Origin of the sequence: Legionella drozanskii LLAP-1 (assembly GCF_001467585.1) — a bacterium.
Lineage (GTDB): Bacteria > Pseudomonadota > Gammaproteobacteria > Legionellales > Legionellaceae > Tatlockia > Tatlockia drozanskii.
The window spans coordinates 1-21,566 of the sequence record NZ_LNXY01000021.1 but is presented as its reverse complement, the minus strand read 5'-3'; the positions used below and the strand labels follow the sequence as shown (position 1 = coordinate 21,566).

Below are 21,566 nucleotides of genomic sequence, written 5' to 3'. Positions count from 1 at the left end.
GAATTGGGTTGTCTAATGGTTAGGGATAATTCTTACTTGTTTGATTCGTGCTCCTTGAATCTGTTCTATAGTAGCAGAAAAATCAGGAAAGCTAATGGTTTCACCTTCTTTAGGCACCGAGCCATGTTGATGTAAAATTAGGCCAGCAAGGGTCGTTATCTCTTCTTCCTCATCGATGACTAAAGTTAACTCACGTTGTAAAGCACGTTCAAGTGCATAGAGCGAACAATCGCCTTTTACGGTCAGGCTACCATCCTTGTTCACTACCCAGGCATCCTGAGTTTGATGGAATTCATCTTGAATAACCCCGATGACTAAATGCAATAAATTATCTAAAGTGACAAAACCCACAATTGCATGTTGCCGTCCATAAACTAAGGCAAAATGTGGCATACCTTCTTGAAATTGACGTAATAAAGCTAGAACAGGAAGTCTATTGGAAATCTTGGGAACAGGTCTTAAGATCCCCTCGAGAACAAGTTCGTCGTTTTCTTGAGTTTCTAGCAAAATAGGTTGCAAATCTTTGACATGGAGGATGCCGATAATATGTTTTTTAGATTTGTCATAAACCGGATAACGACTGTAGTGATAGTGATTCAAAGTTTCCATTAAAGTGTTACTCGAAATGTGATTATCGAGCATTACCATGTCGTCATAAGAGCGCATAATGTCACTGACAGTCAAATCAGCTAGATCGAGTGTATGAGAGAGTATATTCGTTTCCTGTTGGCTTAATTCACCATGCAATTCGCTAGAGCGCAGGATTAGTTTGATTTCTTCGCTGGAGTGAAACTGTTCCCCCGGGTGGACAACATCTAAGCTTAAGCTTCTTAATAAGAGATTAGAGCAAGAGTTAAGTAGCCAAATCACAGGATACATAAGCCAATAAAAAAAGTAGAGAGGGGCTGCTGTCCATAAGGAAATTTGTTCACTTTGGCGAATTGCCAACGATTTTGGCATGAGTTCGCCAACAACGATGTGTAAAAAAGATAAGAGAGAGAAAGCAAAGATAAAGCTAAGCACCTCAAGCAGTTTGGGTTGAGCGAGTCCAATCCACGAAAAAAACGGGTTAAGCAAACGTGCAAAAGCAGGCTCGCCTATCCAACCTAATCCCAAAGAGGCGAGAGTAATACCAAGCTGACAGGCTGATAAATAAGTATCCAGGTTATGATGCACTTTGGCTAAAATACTTCCTCGCCAGGGGTATTCTTCCCTGATCATAGCAACGCGGGTATGTCGTAATTTCACCATGCCAAATTCGGCAGCGACAAAAAATGCATTAAGTAAAACTAACGCAAAAGCTGCAAGAATGAGCATAAAATTAGTCATAAATGATAACTTGAATGGGTCATCAATTTGGAAACGCCCTGCATAAATTTCTTAATAAATAAAGGGAGTTCAGCCGCACCGGCTTCTTGAGCTACCTCCGCATGATGAGCTTCATCCTCTTCCATCTGCTCTAAGATAAGTTTTGATTTTTCATCTTGAGGAGGTAATTTTTGTAAATGGCTTTGCAAATGTTGAGTGACTTGTCGCTCTGTTTCTGCCACAAAACCAAGACTCCAACGATCGCCTGCCATACCCGCCAAAGAACCAATCATGAAAGAACCTAAATACCAAAGTGGATTCAATACACTGGGTTGACTGCCCAATTCCAATAATCGTTGTTCACACCAGGCTAAATGGTCAATTTCTTCAGCAGCAGCTTCGTCCATTTGCGTTTTAACCCGAGCAAGTTGCGCTGTCAGGGCTTGCCCTTGGTACAGTGCTTGAGCGCAGACCTCACCGGCATGATTGACTCGCATTAATCCTGCTATATGCCGCTTTTCCTGTGAACTCAAAGTCGATTCATGCAATCCCTCAGCGGGTGATTGCCGTTGCACCACTCGTTGAGCAGGCGGAGCTAGGGTGCGTAGGGCTGCATCGATTTCACAAATTATATTTTCAAATAGACTTGGACTACGCATAGCGATCTCAAAATGAATTATTAATATTAATGGTAGCTTGATTATTCATCTTTGGCTGGATGAACAAACCGAGTGATTCTCTCATATTACCTAGAAATAATCGTTTTTTTCAAAAGTTGTGAATTTATTTATTTTTAATGATGCGGTATTTGTGATCTGATTATATAACTTTTAACCACTCCCATGTATAATGAAAGTTAATCACAAGACTAAACGGAGGAGAGTAATTCATGACCTTAAGCATGCGAGTATTTACTCTTAACTGTGGTAATGGCTCTTTAGGTGAGACTGCCGCAGAACAACTACTTGAACAATTTGAAAACACTGATACCGATTTGTTTATCCTCAATTGCCAAGAAGTTAACTTTAATCAGGCATTAAGCGAATTAGCTAATCGTCGGCAAAATATAGTGGCTTTAGCCGGTCCCCCAATGGTTACTCATACTAAACCGCTTACACAATTGCATAATAACACCGGCATGATGACTATAATTCTTCATAAACGGGACATTACAGTGATCGTTGAAGGTGACAAGCAAGCAAGAAGAGCAGCAAGCCGTTTTGGAGGAAGTAGTTACAACAAGGGAGGTGTGCTTACCCGCATTGTTGCGTCAAAAGAGGGTGAGATCTTTACTATTGATGATATCAATGCCCATCTCGATGCATTTTCTGATGCAACAAGAGCGCAGGATTGGGCAAATATTCATCGCTTGCAAAAATATCCCGTGACGGATTGGAAGAGTTTGTGCGACGCGATTCCTGACCTTAGCTGCAGCGGCTATGATGCCAATACTCGTAATAAGCTTTCATTGGGGGAGATGCAAGTTAACCTATGTGCTTGGGAAAATCCAATTGATTGGGACATGAAAAGTTTAGTGATGGCTCCCTTAGGAAATGTTCGCGAATCCCAGTATTCAACTTATAAAAGCGATCAGCCTGAGATATTAGATGAAGTAGATCCCAAAAGGGCAAATCGCACACGAGGCGGTATGGTCGATTTAGTGGCTTATAACGACGTTGAGGCTGCGAGAGAGCGCTTACAGTCATCGGATTCAGCTTTGTTTAAATTCTCTTCCATAGCTATTTCTCCGAAACGAAAGGAGAGTCGAGATCATGCTGTCATTGGTAGTGATGAAATTATTATTACTAACAAGAGTGATTTTGCTCGGGTTCGTGAAGCAATCGTCTGCTCCTTAGTTGAAGCAGCGCCTCAGCTCGCATCTTATCTATTGAGTGAGGACTTTGAAGACAACGAAGAAAATAAAATCTATCTCCTAGAAGTGTATAAGCGCTATTTATCGCCTGAAGGTTTATTACAAAAGCATCTGCAATTGCATGCAGAGCGCTTGCATTACCTTGAGCAATTTCAAAACCAAAACCTAGAGGTAGAGGAAAAGTTTAAGCAGCAAATATTTTTCGGTCCGCAACCTTGGTTTGCCATCGATGATGAAGAACAGCCGTTTCCAACCCTTGAAGAATTAAAGCAACGCGCGGATTATCAATATAGTGTGTTTATGTTGCTGAATTTACACAGTCAATTTTTAAATGCGTCAGCCTCAAAACAAGAGCGTGAATTAGTACAGCATATTGTGGATAACAGTTTAACAAACATGCCCAAGGATTTGCCTTCTATTGAACAGCAAAAATGGATTAAGCAAACCAATCAATTGCTCTCAATCAATTCGCTTTTACACAGCTATGACCGGCATTTGCAGCAAGAAACCGAAAAAGAGTCAGTAAAGGCAGCTGCTGAGGCAACAAGTGGGCTACTACAAGAAAAAGTGTCATTGATTGCTGGGCTTAAAGAAACGCTCACCGATAATAAAAATCCGGGAGAAATGCTTGAGAATATGGACAATGCGCTTGATTCAAGGGTTAAGTCTCTTCTTGAACAGCATCGTCATGATGACTTTTTAACGAAGTTATACCATAAACTTAAAAAACTGATAACTGGGTCGGAACTAAGTTATGGAGGGTTCTTTGTGGCTGAAACAACGAAGCTACTTGACGAAGAGTCGACTCCCATTGTTGCTCCTAATTCTGACCAATCTGTTTAAGAATGCTCAAAAAATGAGAATTCCCAGGATTAGAGTCGCGACGTTGCGTAAATCAGAGCGCATTCATGGAGAGATTTTGGATATGATCTAATCTAAAATGTCTCCATTAATTCTTATCTAGGTATTACCCCGCCTTGAAGCCTTGCTAATCTTACTATTCGCTACTAGGGTGCGCTTACTCCAAAGACCTCAACGGCTTCCTTGCTAGTAAACATCATGCGTATCTCCGAAAGAGCAGCATTAAAGTTAGTGCCGTTGTAACATTTCAAATCATCGAGGATAGTTTTCTTTTCGCTAATATTGAGCGGTGGAAAGAGATGTTTAATCATTTCTACCAGGTCAATACTGCTCATATTTTGATAAATCGGTTTGTCGATAGCTCTGATTTCATCATCGGTTGCTCTTGCTTGTAAGAGGCTTAAAAAATGGGTTTCCTCTTCATAAAAATGAACAAGATTGGATGCATAGAATTTTCTAAATTCCAAATAGATCTGTTTGCCTTTGCAAATCTTTGATTGAGGGGCCAGATGTAAAAGCGCCTTAATATCTGCCAGGATTTCTTTTCCTTTATTCTCAAGCTCCGTGTGTTCCCCAAAAAACGATAAAACTTCGTTCTGAGTAAAGAATTTATTAAAAATAAACTCTTCTTCCCAGCGAGCATGGTGTTCAAGTGTTATTAAATAATCTTCAATCTGCTTGTAAAGGCTCTCCGTTTCCTTGGTATCGCGAAAATCAACTTTGGCCAGACGAATTAATATTTGGCTTCCGGCTTCTTCAAAGAATTTATGGCCAGCAAATAAATGCGATTCTCTTTTCATGGTTAGCTTGCTCCATTGAACAGACGCCAAAGTATATTATGAACTTAGAAGTAGGAGGAAGTGATAAACAACAATGCCCTATCTATAATAGCTCTATCGCACAAGAAAATAGGTGATTATAAATGGGTTATATGTACCAGGTAGGGTCAGTAATTTTTTTTATATTGGCATTAACAAATCCTGTACTAGGCGCAGCTGATAAGCCCAATAATGCTTGCCAAGTATTGCACGCATCCAAACAGGTAAAAAAAATACTAGGGCATACCTCGCAAATTATTGTTGTTAAATCGTTGGGAGGCATGAAGGCCGAGATGAGCTTATGTCAAAGGCGAGGAGCTTGGGTGCCAGTGTTTAGCTCTCCCTTTAGGGCGGTTATTGGAAAAAAAGGGATAGCGTCGATTGGAAAAAAGGAAGAAGGCGATTTAAAAACACCAGCAGGCTTATATCCAATCGGTGAAGCATTTGGAACACAGCCCTTAGCACTTAAAATGGATTATAAATATATTACAGCAGACGACAAATTCATTGATGATGTTAACAGTAGCCACTACAACAGCTGGGTCAATGGTACAACCGCTGCGAAAAGTTATGAAACGATGTTAATCGAACTATATAACTTTGGCGCTGTTATAAATTACAATATGAATCCAACCATAGCAGGAGCAGGTAGCGCCATTTTCATACATATATGGCGTTCGCCAAATTTACCCACTAATGGCTGTATCGCTTTGGAAAAAAAACACTTACTAAGGATGCTCCATTGGCTTGATAAGGCACAGAATCCCTATATTTTTGTGTATTAAAGCATCGGATATCTGCTGCAATGATGAAAAGAGAACAAGCTGCTGCGCCCTATATCATCACAAATAGTAGTTTACTCAGTTGTATAAAAATAGTTGATCAATGTTTATTTAGCATTTTGGTGTTTGAGCATCTATTAACTAGTTTTAGAGCTAAAATCCCCAAACTAAACCTTCTAACTCCTTCAAGTTATTCACTTTATCCTTCCAATTAGGAATTCTTACCTGAATATTTAAATTACTATATTGATGGAGAAGCATTAATGCCATCAATTGATGACTCAAGATCTCCGTCATTTCATTTGGCAAATAACCATAAGAAGTTAAAAATTCACGAAGTAATTGCTTGTCACCTTGTATCAAGAAAGCGCCTGGGCCAAGTAAATCATACTCAGGCAACCCTAGCATCGCATCTCCAAAATCGATCAGCCCACAGATATGCCAAACGCCATCAATTTGTGTTACCAAAAAATTCATCGGGGTATATTCCCCCGTTAAAATAACTGGCTTTATGTTCTTCGGTAATGTCTCTTTGATTGAGCCCAGATAGGCAGGTAGCTGTTGCAGTAAAGTCGCTGAAAGCCCTTTAGTTGGTGTTGTTCTACACAATTCGCTATTTGTTTTTCAAGAAATTGTGGCCAATTGCAATCAATTGCTTCAAGCCCATCTGTTGGTAAAGCATGAACTTCTCGAATAAGTTGCCCTAATTCGCGAAGAATGACTATCTTATTGTTGTAGGGCATCCTTTCCCAAAGGGTTTCTAAATTTTTTCCTTCAAGTTTGCTCATGATTAGATAGGGCCAGCCAAAGACTTCGCCCTCGTGTTCAAGTGTGGGTGTTTTTACTGAAAGTTTCCCATCCAAATGGATTAACACTAATCGCTCACTTGCAAATTGACTTCGATGAAAGGGCGGGAAAATTTTAATGACTTTGTTTTCCCCATATGAGAAGACAATATTTGTTCCGTCTGAAAAGAGTGTTAATGATGCTTCTGGAAATTGTTGTTTATGAATAACCGCCCTAGCGAGATCTTCTTCAATAGGGGTCTTTAGTTTTTCATAGTCTTCAAAAGTTTGAATAGTAGAAAGTATTTGCTTTAAACTCGTGTTATCCATTAATTCATTCCTAATATCATTTGTTCTTTTGTCTTCAAGCGTTATTCGCGAATAGTAATATTATTCATAATAATTTTCACACATTGTTTCTCAATAAACCTAGCGACCATCACAATTAATCGCCTTAGCTCTCAGATGGAAGCATGACAGAGGATGCTGAATTGGGATTAAAAATTATCATTTAGCCTCTTTAAAAGGTGTTTTAAAGAACTTTTTTCCTCTTCTTTAAAGCCACTTAAAGCAAATTGATTTAGCTCATGAGCACATTGTTCAATGATTTTTTGACAATTTCGCCCTTTTTCGGTCAATCTAATTTCAATAACTCGTCTGTCTGTTTGGCTTCGAGTTCTTATAATCAGCCCATCACGTTCCATGCGATCAAGGGTTCTAACCGCCGTGGGCTGCTCTATGCCAATCTGCTTGTGCATTTCAGATTGTGTCAAACCATCTTGTTGATAGAGAGCCATTAAAAAATAAGTGTAGGCGTCAGTAAGGCCGTATGGCTTCAATAATTCATTGGCTTTTTTAATTAACAAGCGACTTGCTCTTTTGATAAGGGTTGAGGGATGCATTTTTTCGTCCATTTTTACATAGCTTGCTATATATTAACAAGCTATGTAAAATTAATCTAGTTCATTAATAATGAGGTTAGTAATGATTAAACAACCAATTTTCCAAGTAGATGCTTTTACCTCTACATTATACGAAGGAAATCCTGCTGCTGTTTGCCCGTTAGAATATTGGCTAGATGATTCTGTCATGCAGCTTATTGCAAGAGAAAACAATTTATCGGAAACAGCCTTTATTGTTCGCGATGGTCAGGATTACCAAATACGTTGGTTTACTCCTAATACAGAAGTTGATTTATGCGGACATGCTACTTTAGCTAGTGCCTTTGTTTTATTCACGTTGTTAGGGCATCAAGAACAAGAAATCATCTTTAAAAGTAAAAGTGGGTTCTTAACGGTAAAGAAACAAGAGAATCTAATGCAAATGGATTTTCCTAGGCTACCTTTTAAAAGAATAGAACCAAATTCTGAACTGATAGAAGCCATAGGAATAGTTCCAGAAGAAGTCTATCAAAGTAAGTTTGATCTGTTATGTATTTTTAATGATGCGATGCTAATTAAACAGGCGAAACCTGATTTAAATGCTCTAGCAGAGATGTCTTGTCGAGGCATTATTTTATCAGCTCCGGGTACCGAGACTGATGTTTATTCAAGGTGCTTTTATCCTGGTTGTGATGTGCCCGAAGATCCTGTAACTGGATCTGCACATTGTGTCATTGCTCCTTATTGGTGTGCGCGTCTCAATAAACAAAAAATCCATGCTTGCCAAGGGGGAAGCCGTCAAGGGGAGCTTTGGTGCGAAGTAAATCAAGATAGAGTTATATTATCGGGGTACAGTCAATTGTATTTACAAGGTGAAATTTGGGTTCCTTCATTTCAAAAGGAGTTTGGTCATGGCACTTAAATTATTATCGCTTTCTGAAGTAAAGCAAAGTATTACCATGCCTGAGGCTATTGACGCTACGGAAAGGGCATTTATTCAGTTAGCACAACAAGAAGCAACCTTGCCTTTACGAACGGGTATTCCAGTAGGAAAAAATGGGTTAACACTCACCATGCCTGCTTATTTATCGAAAGAAAAAATCTTAGGATTAAAAGTGGTTTCTGTGTTTCCTGATAATGTACAGCACAATAAACCATCCATTAATGGAACTATTTTGTTGCTTGATGCGACCACCGGTGAGCCTCTGATGTTAATGGATGCTGGTTATTTAACAGCATTGCGGACCGGTGCTATTTCTGGCTTAGCAACAAAATATTTTTCGCAGGATTTGTCATCCACTGTAGCCATTGTGGGAGCAGGAGTACAGGCCATCACTCAGCTTGAAGCTGTTGCTGCGGTGCGCCAAATTGAGCGAGTATTGGTGTGGTCACGAAATTTAGATAGTGCAGGAAAATTTGCTAAGGAAATGGGGGCCTTCTACGATGTTCAAGTTTGTGAGCAATTATCTTCCGCTTTAAAAAAAGCTGATATCATATGCACCGCGACAGGAAGTACAGAACCCTTGATTCATCTACAAGATCTTCAATCCCATGCTCATGTGAACGCGATTGGCTCGCATCATCCCTCTATGCAAGAAATAAGTGGTGAAGTGCTTCAAAAAGCATTGGTGATAGTGGATCAAATAGAAGCGGTTATGAAAGAAGCGGGTGAAATTATTAATGCTGTGGAGCAACAAAAAATTAAAAAAGAGTCGATTATTGAACTTGGTTCTTGGTTACTAAACAAAGACCCTCAGATTCAAGAAAGACTTACCGTATTTAAATCGGTTGGCCTTGCGATTCAGGATTTGGGGGTGGCTCAAGTTGTATATCAAAATGCTTTAAAAATGAATTTAGGCTCTACGTTTAAGCTTAATTAATGAGGATACTCCCATGCGGCCCTTACATCTTCTAACACCCCTTATCGAATCGCAGTATTTAAAAAATAAACTAAATAAACAGATATATTTCAAACTGGAGTGCATGCAACCACCAGGTTCATTTAAATTACGTGGGATCGGCGCATTATGCCAAGAAGAACTACAGCGAGGTGCAAAAGCTTTTGTTGCTTCATCAGGTGGTAATGCAGGGGTCGCTGTGGCTTATTGTGGGATGAAACTCGATGTGCCTACAACTGTATTTATTCCTAATACCAGCAATCCTATTTATATTCGGGCAATTAAATCGTATGGTGCGGAAGTGATTGTTGCCGGTCAAGTATGGGATGAAGCGCAGCAAGCCGCATTAAATTTTGCTACACAACAACAAGCAGCTTATATCCCCCCTTTCGATCACCCGACTCTATGGAAAGGGCATGCGTCTATGATTACAGAAACAATTCAACAAGGACTCTCAAAACCTGATGCCGTTATCTTATCTGTTGGTGGAGGTGGCCTTGCCTGTGGTGTTTTGGAGGGGATGCATCAAAATCGGTGGGAGAATGTGCCTCTTATTGCTGTGGAAACAAAAGGCGCTGATGCGTTTGCCCGCTCTGTAAAGGCTAATAAATTAGTTACATTAGAAGCTATTACCAGCAAAGCAACCAGCTTAGGCGCAAAACGGGTGGCGCAAAAATTAATGGATTGGATAAAAATTCATAAAGTAGAGAACATCGTTGTTACTGATGACGAAGCTGAACAAGCGTGTTTGAATTTTGCGCACGAGCAGCGAATTCTGGTGGAGTTATCTAGTGGTGCTTCATTGTCTTTATTATATAACGAGCATCCAGCTCTTCATGATGCTGAATCAATTTTGGTTATAGTTTGTGGCGGGATAAATACCCCTTATTTTAACTAAAATATTGTTTATTTCACAAATCGTTTGCCAAGATTGTTCATCAAAAATCTTTTTTTGTTTTCTAAAAAGTTTATAGGCTCTCTCTAGAATGGATAAAGGAAAAAGCACCAATACTGAAGCTAGTTGGCAAATTTTTGAGTTTTTCATGCAAAATTAGATATGGCAAAGAGGAACATACCAGCTTTAGTCCGTGCTTCCGTGCATTATTACAATACTGAATCAGAAATAGACCTCTTTTGTTCTGCGCTTCGCAATCTATTAAAATAAAGTGCTTGCAGATTTAATCATTTTACTGAGTTGCTCGATGACTTGATCTCCCATTTGAACGGTTGATATCAATGTGTTTGATTGGCTCATAATATCCTTTGTCCGGAGTCCACTATCCAAAATCCGAGCTACTGCTGTTTGAATCATTTGCGATTCTTTAGCTAATTTAAAAGAATATTGAAACATCATAGCTACACTTAGAATCGTTGCTAAGGGGTTTGCTAGATCTTTTCCTGCAATGTCGGGTGCACTACCATGGATTGGCTCATACAATGAATGTTGTTCACCAAAGGAGGCCGAAGGCAACATGCCCAGAGATCCTGTTAGCATCGAGCCCTCATCTGATAAAATATCACCAAATAAATTAGCAGTGAGTATCACATCGAATTGTTTAGGATTTCTTATGAGTTGCATGGCAGCATTGTCCACATACATGTGAGTCAGCGCCACATCAGGAAATTCACTGTCTCGTATTTTTTGAACGGTTTCACGCCATAGCATCGAAGTTTCTAATACATTCGCTTTATCAACGGAACAAACTTGGTTTTGTCTCTGACGAGCAAGTGTTAATCCAACTCGAGCGATACGTTCTATTTCGGAGGTAGAATAGCACATGGTGTTAAATCCATGCCTCTGACCATCCATTTCACTGATACCTCGTGGTTCACCAAAATAGACATCACCTGTTAATTCCCGGACAATCATTAAATCCAAACCATCGATATATTCTTTTTTTAGGGGTGATGCATCAGCCAGGGCATGAAAAACAGTTACTGGTCTTAAATTGGCAAAGAGGTCCAATTCCTCACGGATTTTAAGCAGACCTTTTTCAGGTTTATATTGATTTTCAATGCTCTCCCACTTTGGTCCACCAACTGCCCCCAATAGAATACTATCGACTTGTTTTGCAGTAGTGAGTGTTTCATTATCTAAAGGCACCCCATGTGTATCTATAGCAGCTCCGCCGATGAGTCCATAAAGCAAATCAAAGTGGTGTGATGAATTTTTATTAAACCACTCAAAGACTTTCACTGCTTCTGCAACAACTTCAGGACCAATCCCGTCGCCAGGAAGAACAAGGATTCTTTTATGCATAGTAATCTCCAGAATAGAGCCAAGGTTGCTCGATTTTTTGTTTCTTTTCGAATGTAGCGATCTCTTTTTCATAAGTTAATGTCTCACCAATCTCATCGAGTCCGTTCAATAAAGAATCGCGTCTGTATGCATCAATAACAAAGGGAATTTCCAGAGAAGCAATGCTGATTATTTGTAACTCTAAATTGACTGTTGATAAGTTGTTTTTTTGTTCTGCAAGTTGTTGAATCGTCGCTTTTGGTAAGACAATAGGCAGCAAGCCATTTTTAAAGCAATTGCTATAAAATATATCGGCAAAGCTTGGTGCAATAATCACTCGAATACCGAAATCAATTAAAGACCAAACTGCATGTTCTCGGCTTGAACCACAACCAAAATTTTCTTCACTCAACAAAATGGTTGTACTTTGAAATTCCGGTTGATTTAAAATGAAATTCGATTTTGGGTTATTATTTTCATCGTATCGCATTTCAGCAAATACATAGGCACCTAAACCTGTTCTTTTAATCGTTTTAAGATATTGTTTAGGAATGATCATATCGGTATCAATATTCGCAATGGGCAAATAAGCCATAATACCTGTGATTGTTTTAAATGGTTGCATCCTAAAATCCTCTATTAATCAATGTTCGGACATCAGTCAATCTTCCTGCAATTGCAGCAGCGGCAGCCATTGCAGGGCTCATTAAATGTGTACGTCCACCGCGCCCTTGTCGTCCTTCAAAATTACGATTGGAAGTGGAGGCACAACGTTCACCTGGCTGTAGTCGATCTGCATTCATGGCTAGGCACATTGAGCAACCAGGTTCACGCCAGTCAAAACCCGCGCTTATGAAAATTTGATCTAAACCCTCAAGTTCCGCTTGCTCTTTTACAAGCCCTGAGCCAGGAACAACCATTGCATAAACACCAGCAGCCACCTTACGACCTTGAATTACTTGAGCTGCATCACGCAAATCCTCAATACGCGCATTAGTACATGAACCAATAAACACTTTATCTATTTTGATGGTGTGTAAGGGTATTCCTGGTGTTAATCCCATATAATCTAAAGCACGTTGCATAGAATCTTTCTTGACGGGATCGGATTGATTAGCCGGGTCAGGCACTAAAGCGTCGATAGGTAAAGCTGTTTCAGGGCTAGTTCCCCAAGTGACATAAGGAGCTAACTTAGAGGCTTCCAATGCAATTTCTTTATCGTATATTGCATCACCGTCAGCTCGCAAATTACGCCAATAATTGATGGCTTTATTCCATAGTTCACCTTGAGGGACATAAGGTCGACCTTGCAAATAATTAAAAGTGACATCGTCCGGTGCGATGAGTCCTGCCCGAGCCCCAGCTTCAATGGCCATATTACATACGGTCATTCTTTCCTCCATTGAAAGTGCTTGTATTGCAGATCCAGTAAATTCAATGACATGACCAGTCCCTCCCGCAGTACCAATTTTCGCAATGACGGCCAGAATGATATCTTTTGCTTTAACCCCAAAAGGAATGGTTCCCTCAATATGAACACGCATATTTTTTGACTTTTTTAACACCAGTGTTTGTGTAGCAAAGACATGCTCTACTTCACTAGTCCCAATACCAAACGCTAAGGCACCAAAGGCGCCGTGTGTTGAGGTATGGCTGTCACCGCAAACAATGGTTGTTCCAGGAAGGGTAAATCCTTGTTCAGGACCAACAATATGAACTATCCCTTGTCGCTTATCCAAAAGTTCAATGTAATGAATTCCGTGTTGATGACAGTTTTCTTGTAACCTACTGACTTGTAATCGTGACTCAGGATCAGTGATGCCCATTCGACGATTTTGGGTAGGAACATTATGGTCACTGACAGCTAGAATGGTATCAGGACGCCTAATTTTTCTAGCTGAAAGGGTTAGCCCTTCAAACGCTTGAGGGCTTGTAACTTCATGGATTAAGTGTTTATCAATATAAATAATGGAAGTACCATCAGGCTTATCGCAAACTTGATGTTGCTCCCAAATTTTGTCATACAAAGTTTTCATAATCTCTCCAAATTAAATAACTTCATTCTCTTCTTTAGGTCGGCAATAGGTTTCCTGAGTAAAGAATAAAGTGATGAGAGCCAAAATCAGAGAACCAGGTAATAACATTAGGGAAAAATGATATCCTTGTAATGTAAATTGATGGATCCCATTGACTATTTTCCCATCCCAAGTCCAATCTAGAAGAGCACCTACCAAAGGCTCATACAATGCTTCACATACAGAATCAAAAGTATTCATAATTCCAAGTACTGTGGCAGCCATCATTATTGGAAATGCTTCACGAATCATGGCGAAACTTGTAAAAAATCCACTAGCACCAAATCCAAAGAAAAATAACAGTACAATCAGAGTTGGCAACTCAAGTTTTGAACTATAAATCACTATTGATAAACAGAATAAGGCTAAAAAAGTACCCATAAAAAGTAGGGGTTTTCTTTGTCCCATAAAATCGGATAACCAGCCCAAAAAGGGTGCACCTACAGCAAACCCTATAAAAATTGAGGATACTGCCAAGGCCGCATCTGCTCTTGTAAGATGATGAGCTGTTTCTAAAAAGGGCACACCCCATAACCCCCCAAAAACCGAAACTGGTGCAAAAGCAAGCCCACTATACAAAGATAAAAACCACGTTTGTTTATTCATAATGATACTTTTAAAAGAATATCCTTTTTTCTTGTTATTTTTTGAGGGTGAAGTAACTTTTATTGACTTGTCTCTGACAATAACAAAATAGGTAATGCCCCAAAAAACACCTATTAAACTAATCGTCTCAAGTGCCTTACGCCAACCGATATGCTGCACTAAAAGAGATAGGGGCATTTGTCCACCTACAGCACCCAGCATCGCTGCTGTCATAAACATTCCTGAAACTAAAGCAAATCGTTTTGGAGTAAACCACAAGGATGCCAATTTAAAGCAGGAGACTGCTGCAAAGGCAGCAGCTCCTCCCATCAATGCTCGGCTAAGACAGGCTAACCACAGTGTATTTGCTTGTGAAAAAATAAAGGTACTGATGCTGCAAATAAAGATCGCGCCGGTTGTAATCAATCTTGGACTATATTTGTCAAGCATCATTCCCACCGGAATTTGCATAACCAAATAGGCATAGAAATAAAAGGCTGATAAATTACCAAGCCCTGCGCCGTTGACTTGAAACGCCTGCATCAAATCATTTGTCATCACCGAGGGAGAAACCTGGATTAAATACTTATAAAAGAAAAATCCAGCAGCAATAGTCCAAATAATCCACGGATAAATTAGAGCCAACCATTTATTATGACTATTACTCATCATCACCTCTAACCAGATTGTTATACGCTGAAGTGATTGCTTGAGTAATTGCACCGACTTCAAAAGTGTGATTCCCAATCTGAGAGACAGCTGCTACTTCAACTGCACTGCCGGTTATAAAAATTTCCTCTGCCTCAGTCACTTCGTAAGGATGAATATGTCTCTCTATTACAGGAATATGATGATTTTTTGCAATAGCAATCACAGTCTGCCGAGTAATTCCATTTAAAAAGCAATCGGCAATAGGTGTGTGAATTACACCGTTTTTAACCATAAAGAAGTTAGCACCTGTACACTCAGCCACAAAGCCGCGATAATCCAACATTAAGGCATCGTGAAACCCAGCTTGTTCGGCCTTATTCTTGCTTAAAGAACCAATCATGTACAATCCAGCGGCTTTTGCAGTAACAGGTGCTGTTGAGGGCGAAGGACGTATCCAATCAGCCCACATCAGTTTTAATCCATTAGTCCTACCATTTTCATCAGGAAAATAGGATTTCCATGGCCAAGCTACAATAGCCACGTGTACCGTGCATGAATGTGAAGCAACGCTCATAGTCTCATTACCACACCAAGCAATGGGACGTACATAGGCATCTTGTAAATTATTTCTACGAATCAAATCTTCAGTGATTGAATTTAATTCAGCAACGGTATAAGGAATTGTAAAACCAAGGGTAGAGGCAGATGCATGCAAGCGTTCATTATGCTCATTCAACTTAAATATTTTACTATTGTAAGCACGCTCTCCCTCAAAAACAGCAGAGGCATAATGTAATCCATGCGTTAAAATAGGGACTTGGGCATCATCCCAAGGTATAAATTGGCCATCCATCCAGATAATACCTTTTTCGGGGCAAATAGCTTCTTGCATAATAGATGTTGTTCCTTCCACTAAAGCAATGATGTCTTCATCGAAAATTTCTTTTTGTGCATCGCCAATTTGTTTGAATTTTTTGAATAACTCTGTAAAGACATCCTCTTCAACATGAATTTTCAATGCCGCTAATTTATTACGAAACGCAGCTCGACCCGAATGTTTCCCCATGCTTAATTTAGATCCTGCAAACCCTACTGACTCAGGAGTCATGATTTCATAAGTCTCTCGACACTTCAGCATACCGTCTTGATGAATGCCTGACTCATGAGCAAAAGCATTCTCACCGACGATGGCCTTATTTTTTTGCACTATAAATCCACTGGCTTTTGAAACTAATTCAGAAATCGAAGCAATATGAGTGGAGTCCACACTGATCGCAAAAGGAAATTGATCTGACCTGGTTTTAATAGCCATAATAATTTCCTCTAGCGCTGCATTTCCTGCGCGTTCTCCAATGCCATTAATAGTGCATTCAATTTGCCGTGCGCCAGCATTAATAGCGGCTATTGAATTAGCCACTGCCAGGCCTAAATCATTATGACAGTGCACTGACAAAATGACTTTATCGATATTAGGTACTTTATTTTTTAATGCTTGGATTAAATCACTGTATTCCTGAGGTGTTGTATAGCCGACCGTATCAGGGATATTGATTGTGCTGGCTCCTGCATTAATGGCAATTTCAACCGCACGAGCCAGAAAATCAATGTGAGAGCGTGTTGCGTCCATTGCAGACCACTCAACATCATCACACAAATTTCTGGCGTTTTGCACAGAAGATGCTATTGCTACCAGTGCTTCATCTTGGGTTATTTTAAATTGATATTTCAAATGCAAATCTGAAGTTGAAATAAAAGTATGAATTCTAGGTTTCTTTGCTAATTTTAAAGCAGAACTTGCTGCTTCAATATCGGCTATTTTTGCTCTAGCCAAACTGCATACAGTAGCATTTTTTACCACCTGACTGATTTGTTCAATACAATGGAAATCTCCAGCTGATGCAGCAGCAAAACCTGCTTCAATGATATCAACACCCATACAATCAAGTGCACAAGCAATTTCAATTTTCTGACTTAGAGTCATCGTGGCACCGGGGGCTTGTTCACCATCTCTCAGAGTGGTATCCAAGATAATAATTTGCTCTCTGGTAACTGCAGTCATTTGATATCTCCAAGGCAACTTTAAGTAAAAGCGTTGTTAATCGTTATATGTACTATTTTAACCAATTTGCCTTGATATTAGATTGCAAAGATTGCTCCAGATAAGGATCATTATGAAATTAAATTTTAATAAATTTAAATTTTTTAGTTAAAAATGCTAATATTAAAAAATATTAAACAATTTTTATTATGAGTAAATGTATGATAGACCGCACAGATAAAAAAATACTTGAAATTCTACAGACCGATGCCCAGATCTCTAATCAAGATCTTGCAGATCGAGTCGCACTCTCACCATCACCCTGTCTGCGACGAGTAAAGCAATTAACCGATAACGGTTATATTAGCAAACAAGTGACCCTCTTAAATCCAGAGAAAATTGGTCTAGAATTAACCGTCATCGTTCTCGTAGGGTTAAATACTCATCAGCCTACTGTTATGAATGCATTTGAAGAAACCATGCAATCACTGCCCGAAGTGATTGAATGTTATTTGATTACAGGACAATCTGCTGATTATTTATTGAAAATAATTGTACCTGATTTGAAAGCTTATCAATCTTTTCTATTAGGAAAATTAACAGGTATTAATGGGGTTAGTAGTGTGCATTCTAGTTTTATACTACGTACAGTTTGCGACACAACAGCATTGCCACTCGATCACCTATGAAAATGATTATGAATTTTTCTCCTATTGCAAACATTCCTCAGATGCACTTAAGGAAATAATTAAAATAGAATCATTTTGTGCAGTTGAGTATTTTTCTCAAAAACGTATTTCGGTTACTAAACAGGCTATATTTTATTTTTGAAAGGATAATTAGCAGCCATTTATGAAGGATAATCGGTTTTCTTAATTAGCCTCAACAATTCTGTCGTTACAATAAATAGAAATTGTATTAACGTTGAAGCCATTGCCACATTAATTTTCTTTTTATTATTTCCACTAAATATAAATAGCTACAAGTTGCAACCATTAGAAACGCAAAAAAAGTTAATGGCAAAGGCACAAATCCTAGGGTTGTAGCTATTGGTGTGAATGGCAATAAAATACCAATAGCAGTTACGGTAAGCACAGTTATTATTAGGGGTACGCTTGGACGGCTTTTGAAAGGGTTTTTGATGGTTCTGATTATAAAAATGACTAATGTTTGAGTAGCCAATGATTCTACGAACCAACCTGTTTGAAATAAGGATTCTGAGGCATTAAATAGGTTGAGCATCACATAAAAAGTAATAAAATCGAACAAGGAACTGATTGGCCCGATAAAGAACATAAAACGTTTGATAATATCAATATTCCAATGCTTGGGTTTAACAATAAAGCTACTATCAACATTATCTGTTGGAATTGTGATTTGTGAAACATCATAAAGTAGATTATTTAGCAGAATTTGTATGGGCTTCATGGGTAAAAAAGGCAAGAATGGAACAGCGAACGCCATACTTAGCATGTTACCAAAATTTGAACTTGTGCCCATCATTAAATATTTCATGACGTTCCCGAAAGATTTGCGTCCTTCAATGATGCCCTGAAGTAAAACCTTTAAGTTATGTTCTAGCAAGATAATATCAGCCGCTTCACGCGCGACATCAACAGCTCCTGACACAGAAATACCTACATCAGCGCTATGCAATGAAGGTGCATCATTAATACCATCACCAATGTAGCCAACGACATGGCCACGCGAACGCAGCGCACTGATAATCCGTTGTTTCTGTTGAGGGGAAACACGTGCAAAAACATTGGTTTCTTCTGCATGCTTTGCCAAAGCAGGGAATGATAAGCGCTCTAGTTCTTCACCGAGTAGAATCTTAGTTGTAGAAAAGCCTATTAAATTGCAAAGATGTTGAGTAACCAGTTCATTATCACCTGTTATTATTTTTATTTCCACGCCAGCTTGCTTAAGTTCGATAATAGTATCAACAGCATCAACCAAGGGAGGATCAAAAAACGCTAAAAAACCAGATAAAATCAACTCCTTTTCATCATTAACCCGATAACTCTCTTGTATTGCCATTTCACGATAGGCAATTGCTAGTACTCGATAACCTTGTTGGCTAAACGATTCAAAGAGAGTTTTACATTTTTGGCGTATTTTATCATTTAAGAGGTGGGTTTCTCCTTCAACCGTATACATTGAACAACGTTTAATGACTTGTTCGGGAGCACCTTTTGTAATCAATAAATGAGCTCCATTTTTATCGACTACAACGCTAGAGGCTCGGCGCTCAAAATCAAAAGGGATCTCGTCAATTTTAGTGTATGATTGGGCATCTGGATGATCATGACGTAAAATAGCCGCATCCAATGGACTAATATTTACTTTTTCTAATACAGCGATATCTAGAGGATTTTTAATATTTGTTCCAAATAAGCTATTAAGATACGCCAATAATATGACATGTTCTGATTTATTTCCTATCAAATCGACAACTTTGTCCAAAATCATTTCGCCTTTGGTCAAGGTTCCGGTTTTATCACTGCATAAAATATCAATACTGCCAAAATTTTGAATAGCAGCTAAATTTTTAACAATAACGTTCTGCTTTGACATACGAACCGCGCCTTTTGCTAAAGTGACCGTGATTATCATGGGTAAAAATTCCGGCGTAAGTCCCACAGCAAGCGCCACAGCAAAGAGTAATGATTCTAGAGGTGAATGATGAAGATAAATGTTGATTAAAAAAACAAATAAGACAAGAAAAATAACGGTTTTCATAATAAAAAGACCAAAATGTAAAATACCTTTTTCAAAGTCCGTACGTGGTGGAGTGGTTGTAAGATTTTCAGCAATTTGTCCAAATAAGGTATATTCTCCGGTAGTTATGACCAAGGCCATAGCATTCCCACTTACAATAGATGAACCGGAGAAAACAGCATTGATTGCTTCTGCTGGATTTTCTGGTGCGAGAGTTAATAAAGCCGCTTCTTTTTCCACAGGCAAAGATTCTCCTGTAAGGACTGCCTGTTGTACGTGTAAATCTTTAGCATGTAATAGTAAGCAATCTGCAGGTACCTTATCCCCAGCAACTAAGTAAATAACATCTCCAGGCACTAACTCACTACTAGGTATTTCCACCTGCTCATCATCTCGTAAAACAATGATAGTTGTTGCCACTTGTTCTTGTAATTTTTTTGCAGCTTGCAATGAACGATGTGTTTGAAAATAATCCAGAAAAATACTGAGACTTACTACGGTACCAATTATGACAGCATTTATGAGGCTTCCAGTAAAGGCTGAAATTACCGCAGCAATAATTAAAATAGCTACTAAAGGATTAGTGGAGTGGGCAATAGCATCGAATACTACGGAACGATAATGTTTTGAAGGAATCTGATTCGGCCCATATATTTTATACCGTTGTTTAAATTCTATTAACGTTAGTCCTTTCAGGGAACTATTCATATAAGCTAATGCCTGGTCTGAACTTAAGGTTAATAGTGTTTTTATATCCTGTTGCATGTCTGATCCTTGTCAATGTTGCTATTAGTGGCATGCATTTTCATTTAGGATCTTCGCATAATGTTGCAGAATCTAGATAAGAAGGAATGTCACATTTCCAATGAAATTGATGTTCTATTTTAGCTTTTAGTGCTTGTGCTGCCTCTGTTTCACCATGGGTGATGAATAGTTTACGGGGAGCTTTTTTTAGATGTGCCAACCAATGAAGCATTTCAGTAGAATCTGCATGTGCAGATATATTTTCTATTTGTGCTATTTCAGCACGTATTGGAATCATTTGCCCAAACATCTTTATTTCCCGCTCGCCTCGAATCATCCTATCCCCACGAGTTCCACCTACCTGAAAACCACTAAATAAAATTGTATTTTTAGGGTTAGGTGCAAAATGACGAATGTGATGAATAACGCGGCCACCGGTCGCCATTCCACTTGCTGAAATGATAATAGCGGGGAATTTTTGGTTATCTAACACAATAGATTCGTCAACCGAATTAACATAGTGAGCTACCCCGCACACTGCTCGATTTTGTTCTTTGGTTAATCGATTTTGTTCAGCATTGCGAGCAAAAATTTTTGTGGCATCGGTAGCCATTGGGCTATCAACAAACACAGGGATATCGGGAATTTCTTTTTTTGATTTTAATTCATGAAGATAATAAAGGAGTGTTTGAGTTCGTCCTACTGCAAAAGAAGGGATAATGATAGAACCACCACGTTTTACAGTACGATTAATAATTGCTTTCAACTGACTCAAGGGATCAGTATTGTCATGAATGCGATTGCCATAAGTTGATTCAATAACCAAAAAATTGGAAGATGGAGGTTTCTTCGGTGCAAACATCAAAGGATCGGTTTGTCTACCCAGATCACCTGAAAATAATATAGAAGTATCCCCCTGCTCTAAACGAATGAAGGATGCACCTAAAATATGACCGCCATAGTAAAAGGTAGCATATAGATTTTTAGCAATTTGAATGCGATCTTCAAAAGAAATGACCTGAAAATAGTTTAATGAGTCTTCTGCTTCTTTTTTTGTATAGAGCGGTAACGCCGGATGATGTTTAGAATAGCCTTTCCTATTTGCATAACGTGCATCTTCTTCATGAAGATGACCGCTGTCTGGTAATAAAATACTGCACAAATCTTTTGTGGCGGATGTGCATAGGACTTTTCCACGAAAACCATTTTTTATTAACAGAGGAATATAGCCACTGATCCTTCCTCGAAAACCCGTACACCAACATTAAGCCACTAACCCAAACTCAGTCGGTGTTTGATATCCGAGA

General features: G+C 39.0%; 19 protein-coding genes. 6 read left to right on the top strand and 13 right to left on the bottom strand.

Features of this window, described 5'->3' with window-relative positions; translation table 11 throughout:
• Positions 1-12: 12 nt before the first annotated feature.
• On the bottom strand, positions 13-1,329 hold the full coding sequence (locus tag Ldro_RS09125) for a hemolysin family protein (RefSeq protein WP_058496123.1): 1,317 nt from the start codon (positions 1,327-1,329) through the stop codon (positions 13-15).
• On the bottom strand, positions 1,326-1,967 hold the full coding sequence (gene coq7 / locus Ldro_RS09120; protein ID WP_058496122.1) for a 2-polyprenyl-3-methyl-6-methoxy-1,4-benzoquinone monooxygenase: 642 nt from the start codon (positions 1,965-1,967) through the stop codon (positions 1,326-1,328). Before coq7 ends, Ldro_RS09125 begins: the two co-directional genes overlap by 4 nt.
• Before the next feature lie 230 nt (positions 1,968-2,197).
• Between coq7 and Ldro_RS09115 the strand changes: the two genes are divergently transcribed.
• Positions 2,198-4,024 (top strand): exonuclease/endonuclease/phosphatase family protein, encoded by a 1,827-nt coding sequence (locus Ldro_RS09115; protein WP_058496121.1) that lies wholly within the window; start codon positions 2,198-2,200, stop codon positions 4,022-4,024.
• A gap of 164 nt (positions 4,025-4,188) precedes the next feature.
• On the opposite strand, the gene Ldro_RS09110 is transcribed toward Ldro_RS09115, so the two are convergent.
• Complete coding sequence (locus Ldro_RS09110) at positions 4,189-4,842, bottom strand: DUF2972 domain-containing protein (RefSeq protein ID WP_058496120.1); 654 nt, start codon at positions 4,840-4,842, stop codon at positions 4,189-4,191.
• A 122-nt stretch (positions 4,843-4,964) separates the two neighbouring features.
• On the opposite strand from Ldro_RS09110, the gene Ldro_RS09105 reads away from it, so the two are divergent.
• A complete protein-coding gene (locus Ldro_RS09105; protein ID WP_083497942.1) occupies positions 4,965-5,645 on the top strand; it encodes a L,D-transpeptidase family protein in 681 nt (226 codons plus the stop codon).
• Between the two features lie 150 nt (positions 5,646-5,795).
• Here the strand turns inward: Ldro_RS09105 and Ldro_RS16790 are convergent, their stop codons facing one another.
• From Ldro_RS16790 to Ldro_RS09095, 3 genes are all read right to left on the bottom strand, one after another.
• A complete protein-coding gene (locus tag Ldro_RS16790; protein WP_238583999.1) occupies positions 5,796-6,251 on the bottom strand; it encodes a phosphotransferase in 456 nt (151 codons plus the stop codon).
• Positions 6,152-6,757: an aminoglycoside phosphotransferase family protein gene (locus Ldro_RS16785; protein WP_238583998.1), complete on the bottom strand. Its 606-nt coding sequence runs from the start codon at positions 6,755-6,757 to the stop codon at positions 6,152-6,154. The genes Ldro_RS16790 and Ldro_RS16785 overlap by 100 nt, the downstream gene beginning before the upstream one ends.
• 167 nt (positions 6,758-6,924) lie before the next feature.
• Positions 6,925-7,329 (bottom strand): MarR family winged helix-turn-helix transcriptional regulator, encoded by a 405-nt coding sequence (locus Ldro_RS09095; protein ID WP_058496119.1) that lies wholly within the window; start codon positions 7,327-7,329, stop codon positions 6,925-6,927.
• 82 nt (positions 7,330-7,411) lie between these two features.
• Here Ldro_RS09095 and Ldro_RS09090 point away from each other — a divergent pair, with 82 nt between their 5' ends.
• The 3 genes from Ldro_RS09090 to Ldro_RS09080 are packed head-to-tail and all read left to right on the top strand — an operon-like array spanning position 7,412 to position 10,104.
• Entirely contained in the window at positions 7,412-8,230 is an 819-nt protein-coding gene (locus tag Ldro_RS09090; protein WP_058496118.1) for a PhzF family phenazine biosynthesis protein, read from the top strand.
• Positions 8,220-9,188: an ornithine cyclodeaminase family protein gene (locus Ldro_RS09085; RefSeq protein ID WP_058496117.1), complete on the top strand. Its 969-nt coding sequence runs from the start codon at positions 8,220-8,222 to the stop codon at positions 9,186-9,188. Before Ldro_RS09090 ends, Ldro_RS09085 begins: the two co-directional genes overlap by 11 nt.
• A gap of 13 nt (positions 9,189-9,201) precedes the next feature.
• The gene (locus Ldro_RS09080; protein WP_058496116.1) at positions 9,202-10,104 is read left to right on the top strand and encodes a pyridoxal-phosphate dependent enzyme; all 903 of its coding nucleotides are present in this window, start codon (positions 9,202-9,204) and stop codon (positions 10,102-10,104) included.
• A 258-nt stretch (positions 10,105-10,362) separates the two neighbouring features.
• Here the strand turns inward: Ldro_RS09080 and leuB are convergent, their stop codons facing one another.
• Genes leuB through Ldro_RS16090 form a run of 5 tightly spaced genes read right to left on the bottom strand, consistent with a single transcriptional unit; the run spans position 10,363 to position 16,815 of the window.
• Positions 10,363-11,466 (bottom strand): 3-isopropylmalate dehydrogenase, encoded by a 1,104-nt coding sequence (leuB, locus tag Ldro_RS09075; RefSeq protein WP_058496115.1) that lies wholly within the window; start codon positions 11,464-11,466, stop codon positions 10,363-10,365.
• Entirely contained in the window at positions 11,459-12,070 is a 612-nt protein-coding gene (leuD, locus tag Ldro_RS09070; RefSeq protein WP_058496114.1) for a 3-isopropylmalate dehydratase small subunit, read from the bottom strand. Before leuD ends, leuB begins: the two co-directional genes overlap by 8 nt.
• A 1-nt stretch (position 12,071) precedes the next feature.
• Positions 12,072-13,481, bottom strand: a complete 1,410-nt coding sequence (leuC, locus tag Ldro_RS09065) for a 3-isopropylmalate dehydratase large subunit (RefSeq protein WP_058496113.1) — start codon at positions 13,479-13,481, stop codon at positions 12,072-12,074.
• Between the two features lie 12 nt (positions 13,482-13,493).
• A complete protein-coding gene (locus tag Ldro_RS09060) occupies positions 13,494-14,777 on the bottom strand; it encodes an MFS transporter (RefSeq protein WP_058496112.1) in 1,284 nt (427 codons plus the stop codon).
• Positions 14,767-16,815 carry a 2-isopropylmalate synthase gene (locus Ldro_RS16090; protein ID WP_083497941.1) on the bottom strand — a complete coding sequence of 683 codons (2,049 nt, stop codon included), beginning with the start codon at positions 16,813-16,815 and terminating at the stop codon, positions 14,767-14,769. The genes Ldro_RS09060 and Ldro_RS16090 overlap by 11 nt, the downstream gene beginning before the upstream one ends.
• Before the next feature lie 200 nt (positions 16,816-17,015).
• Here Ldro_RS16090 and Ldro_RS09050 point away from each other — a divergent pair, with 200 nt between their 5' ends.
• Complete coding sequence (locus Ldro_RS09050) at positions 17,016-17,483, top strand: Lrp/AsnC family transcriptional regulator (protein ID WP_131764442.1); 468 nt, start codon at positions 17,016-17,018, stop codon at positions 17,481-17,483.
• Positions 17,484-17,712: 229 nt separating this feature from the next.
• On the opposite strand, the gene mgtA is transcribed toward Ldro_RS09050, so the two are convergent.
• Together mgtA and Ldro_RS09040 are read right to left on the bottom strand one after the other, a co-directional pair.
• Positions 17,713-20,280 (bottom strand): magnesium-translocating P-type ATPase, encoded by a 2,568-nt coding sequence (gene mgtA / locus Ldro_RS09045; RefSeq protein WP_058496111.1) that lies wholly within the window; start codon positions 20,278-20,280, stop codon positions 17,713-17,715.
• A 40-nt stretch (positions 20,281-20,320) separates the two neighbouring features.
• A complete protein-coding gene (locus Ldro_RS09040) occupies positions 20,321-21,421 on the bottom strand; it encodes an MBL fold metallo-hydrolase RNA specificity domain-containing protein (protein ID WP_058496110.1) in 1,101 nt (366 codons plus the stop codon).
• Between the last annotated feature and the right edge of the window lie 145 nt (positions 21,422-21,566).

What these genes read in the sequence shown, in the direction of transcription:
- Ldro_RS09125 (WP_058496123.1), bottom strand. Translation starts at nt 1,329, where the DNA reads ATGACTAATTTTATGCTCATTCTTGCAGCTTTTGCGTTAGTTTTACTT.
- coq7 (WP_058496122.1), bottom strand. Translation starts at nt 1,967, where the DNA reads ATGCGTAGTCCAAGTCTATTTGAAAATATAATTTGTGAAATCGATGCA.
- Ldro_RS09115 (WP_058496121.1), top strand. Translation starts at nt 2,198, where the DNA reads ATGACCTTAAGCATGCGAGTATTTACTCTTAACTGTGGTAATGGCTCT.
- Ldro_RS09110 (WP_058496120.1), bottom strand. Translation starts at nt 4,842, where the DNA reads ATGAAAAGAGAATCGCATTTATTTGCTGGCCATAAATTCTTTGAAGAA.
- Ldro_RS09105 (WP_083497942.1), top strand. Translation starts at nt 4,965, where the DNA reads ATGGGTTATATGTACCAGGTAGGGTCAGTAATTTTTTTTATATTGGCA.
- Ldro_RS16785 (WP_238583998.1), bottom strand. Translation starts at nt 6,757, where the DNA reads ATGGATAACACGAGTTTAAAGCAAATACTTTCTACTATTCAAACTTTT.
- Ldro_RS09095 (WP_058496119.1), bottom strand. Translation starts at nt 7,329, where the DNA reads ATGCATCCCTCAACCCTTATCAAAAGAGCAAGTCGCTTGTTAATTAAA.
- Ldro_RS09090 (WP_058496118.1), top strand. Translation starts at nt 7,412, where the DNA reads ATGATTAAACAACCAATTTTCCAAGTAGATGCTTTTACCTCTACATTA.
- Ldro_RS09085 (WP_058496117.1), top strand. Translation starts at nt 8,220, where the DNA reads ATGGCACTTAAATTATTATCGCTTTCTGAAGTAAAGCAAAGTATTACC.
- Ldro_RS09080 (WP_058496116.1), top strand. Translation starts at nt 9,202, where the DNA reads ATGCGGCCCTTACATCTTCTAACACCCCTTATCGAATCGCAGTATTTA.
- leuB (WP_058496115.1), bottom strand. Translation starts at nt 11,466, where the DNA reads ATGCATAAAAGAATCCTTGTTCTTCCTGGCGACGGGATTGGTCCTGAA.
- leuD (WP_058496114.1), bottom strand. Translation starts at nt 12,070, where the DNA reads ATGCAACCATTTAAAACAATCACAGGTATTATGGCTTATTTGCCCATT.
- leuC (WP_058496113.1), bottom strand. Translation starts at nt 13,481, where the DNA reads ATGAAAACTTTGTATGACAAAATTTGGGAGCAACATCAAGTTTGCGAT.
- Ldro_RS09060 (WP_058496112.1), bottom strand. Translation starts at nt 14,777, where the DNA reads ATGATGAGTAATAGTCATAATAAATGGTTGGCTCTAATTTATCCGTGG.
- Ldro_RS16090 (WP_083497941.1), bottom strand. Translation starts at nt 16,815, where the DNA reads ATGACTGCAGTTACCAGAGAGCAAATTATTATCTTGGATACCACTCTG.
- Ldro_RS09050 (WP_131764442.1), top strand. Translation starts at nt 17,016, where the DNA reads ATGATAGACCGCACAGATAAAAAAATACTTGAAATTCTACAGACCGAT.
- mgtA (WP_058496111.1), bottom strand. Translation starts at nt 20,280, where the DNA reads ATGCAACAGGATATAAAAACACTATTAACCTTAAGTTCAGACCAGGCA.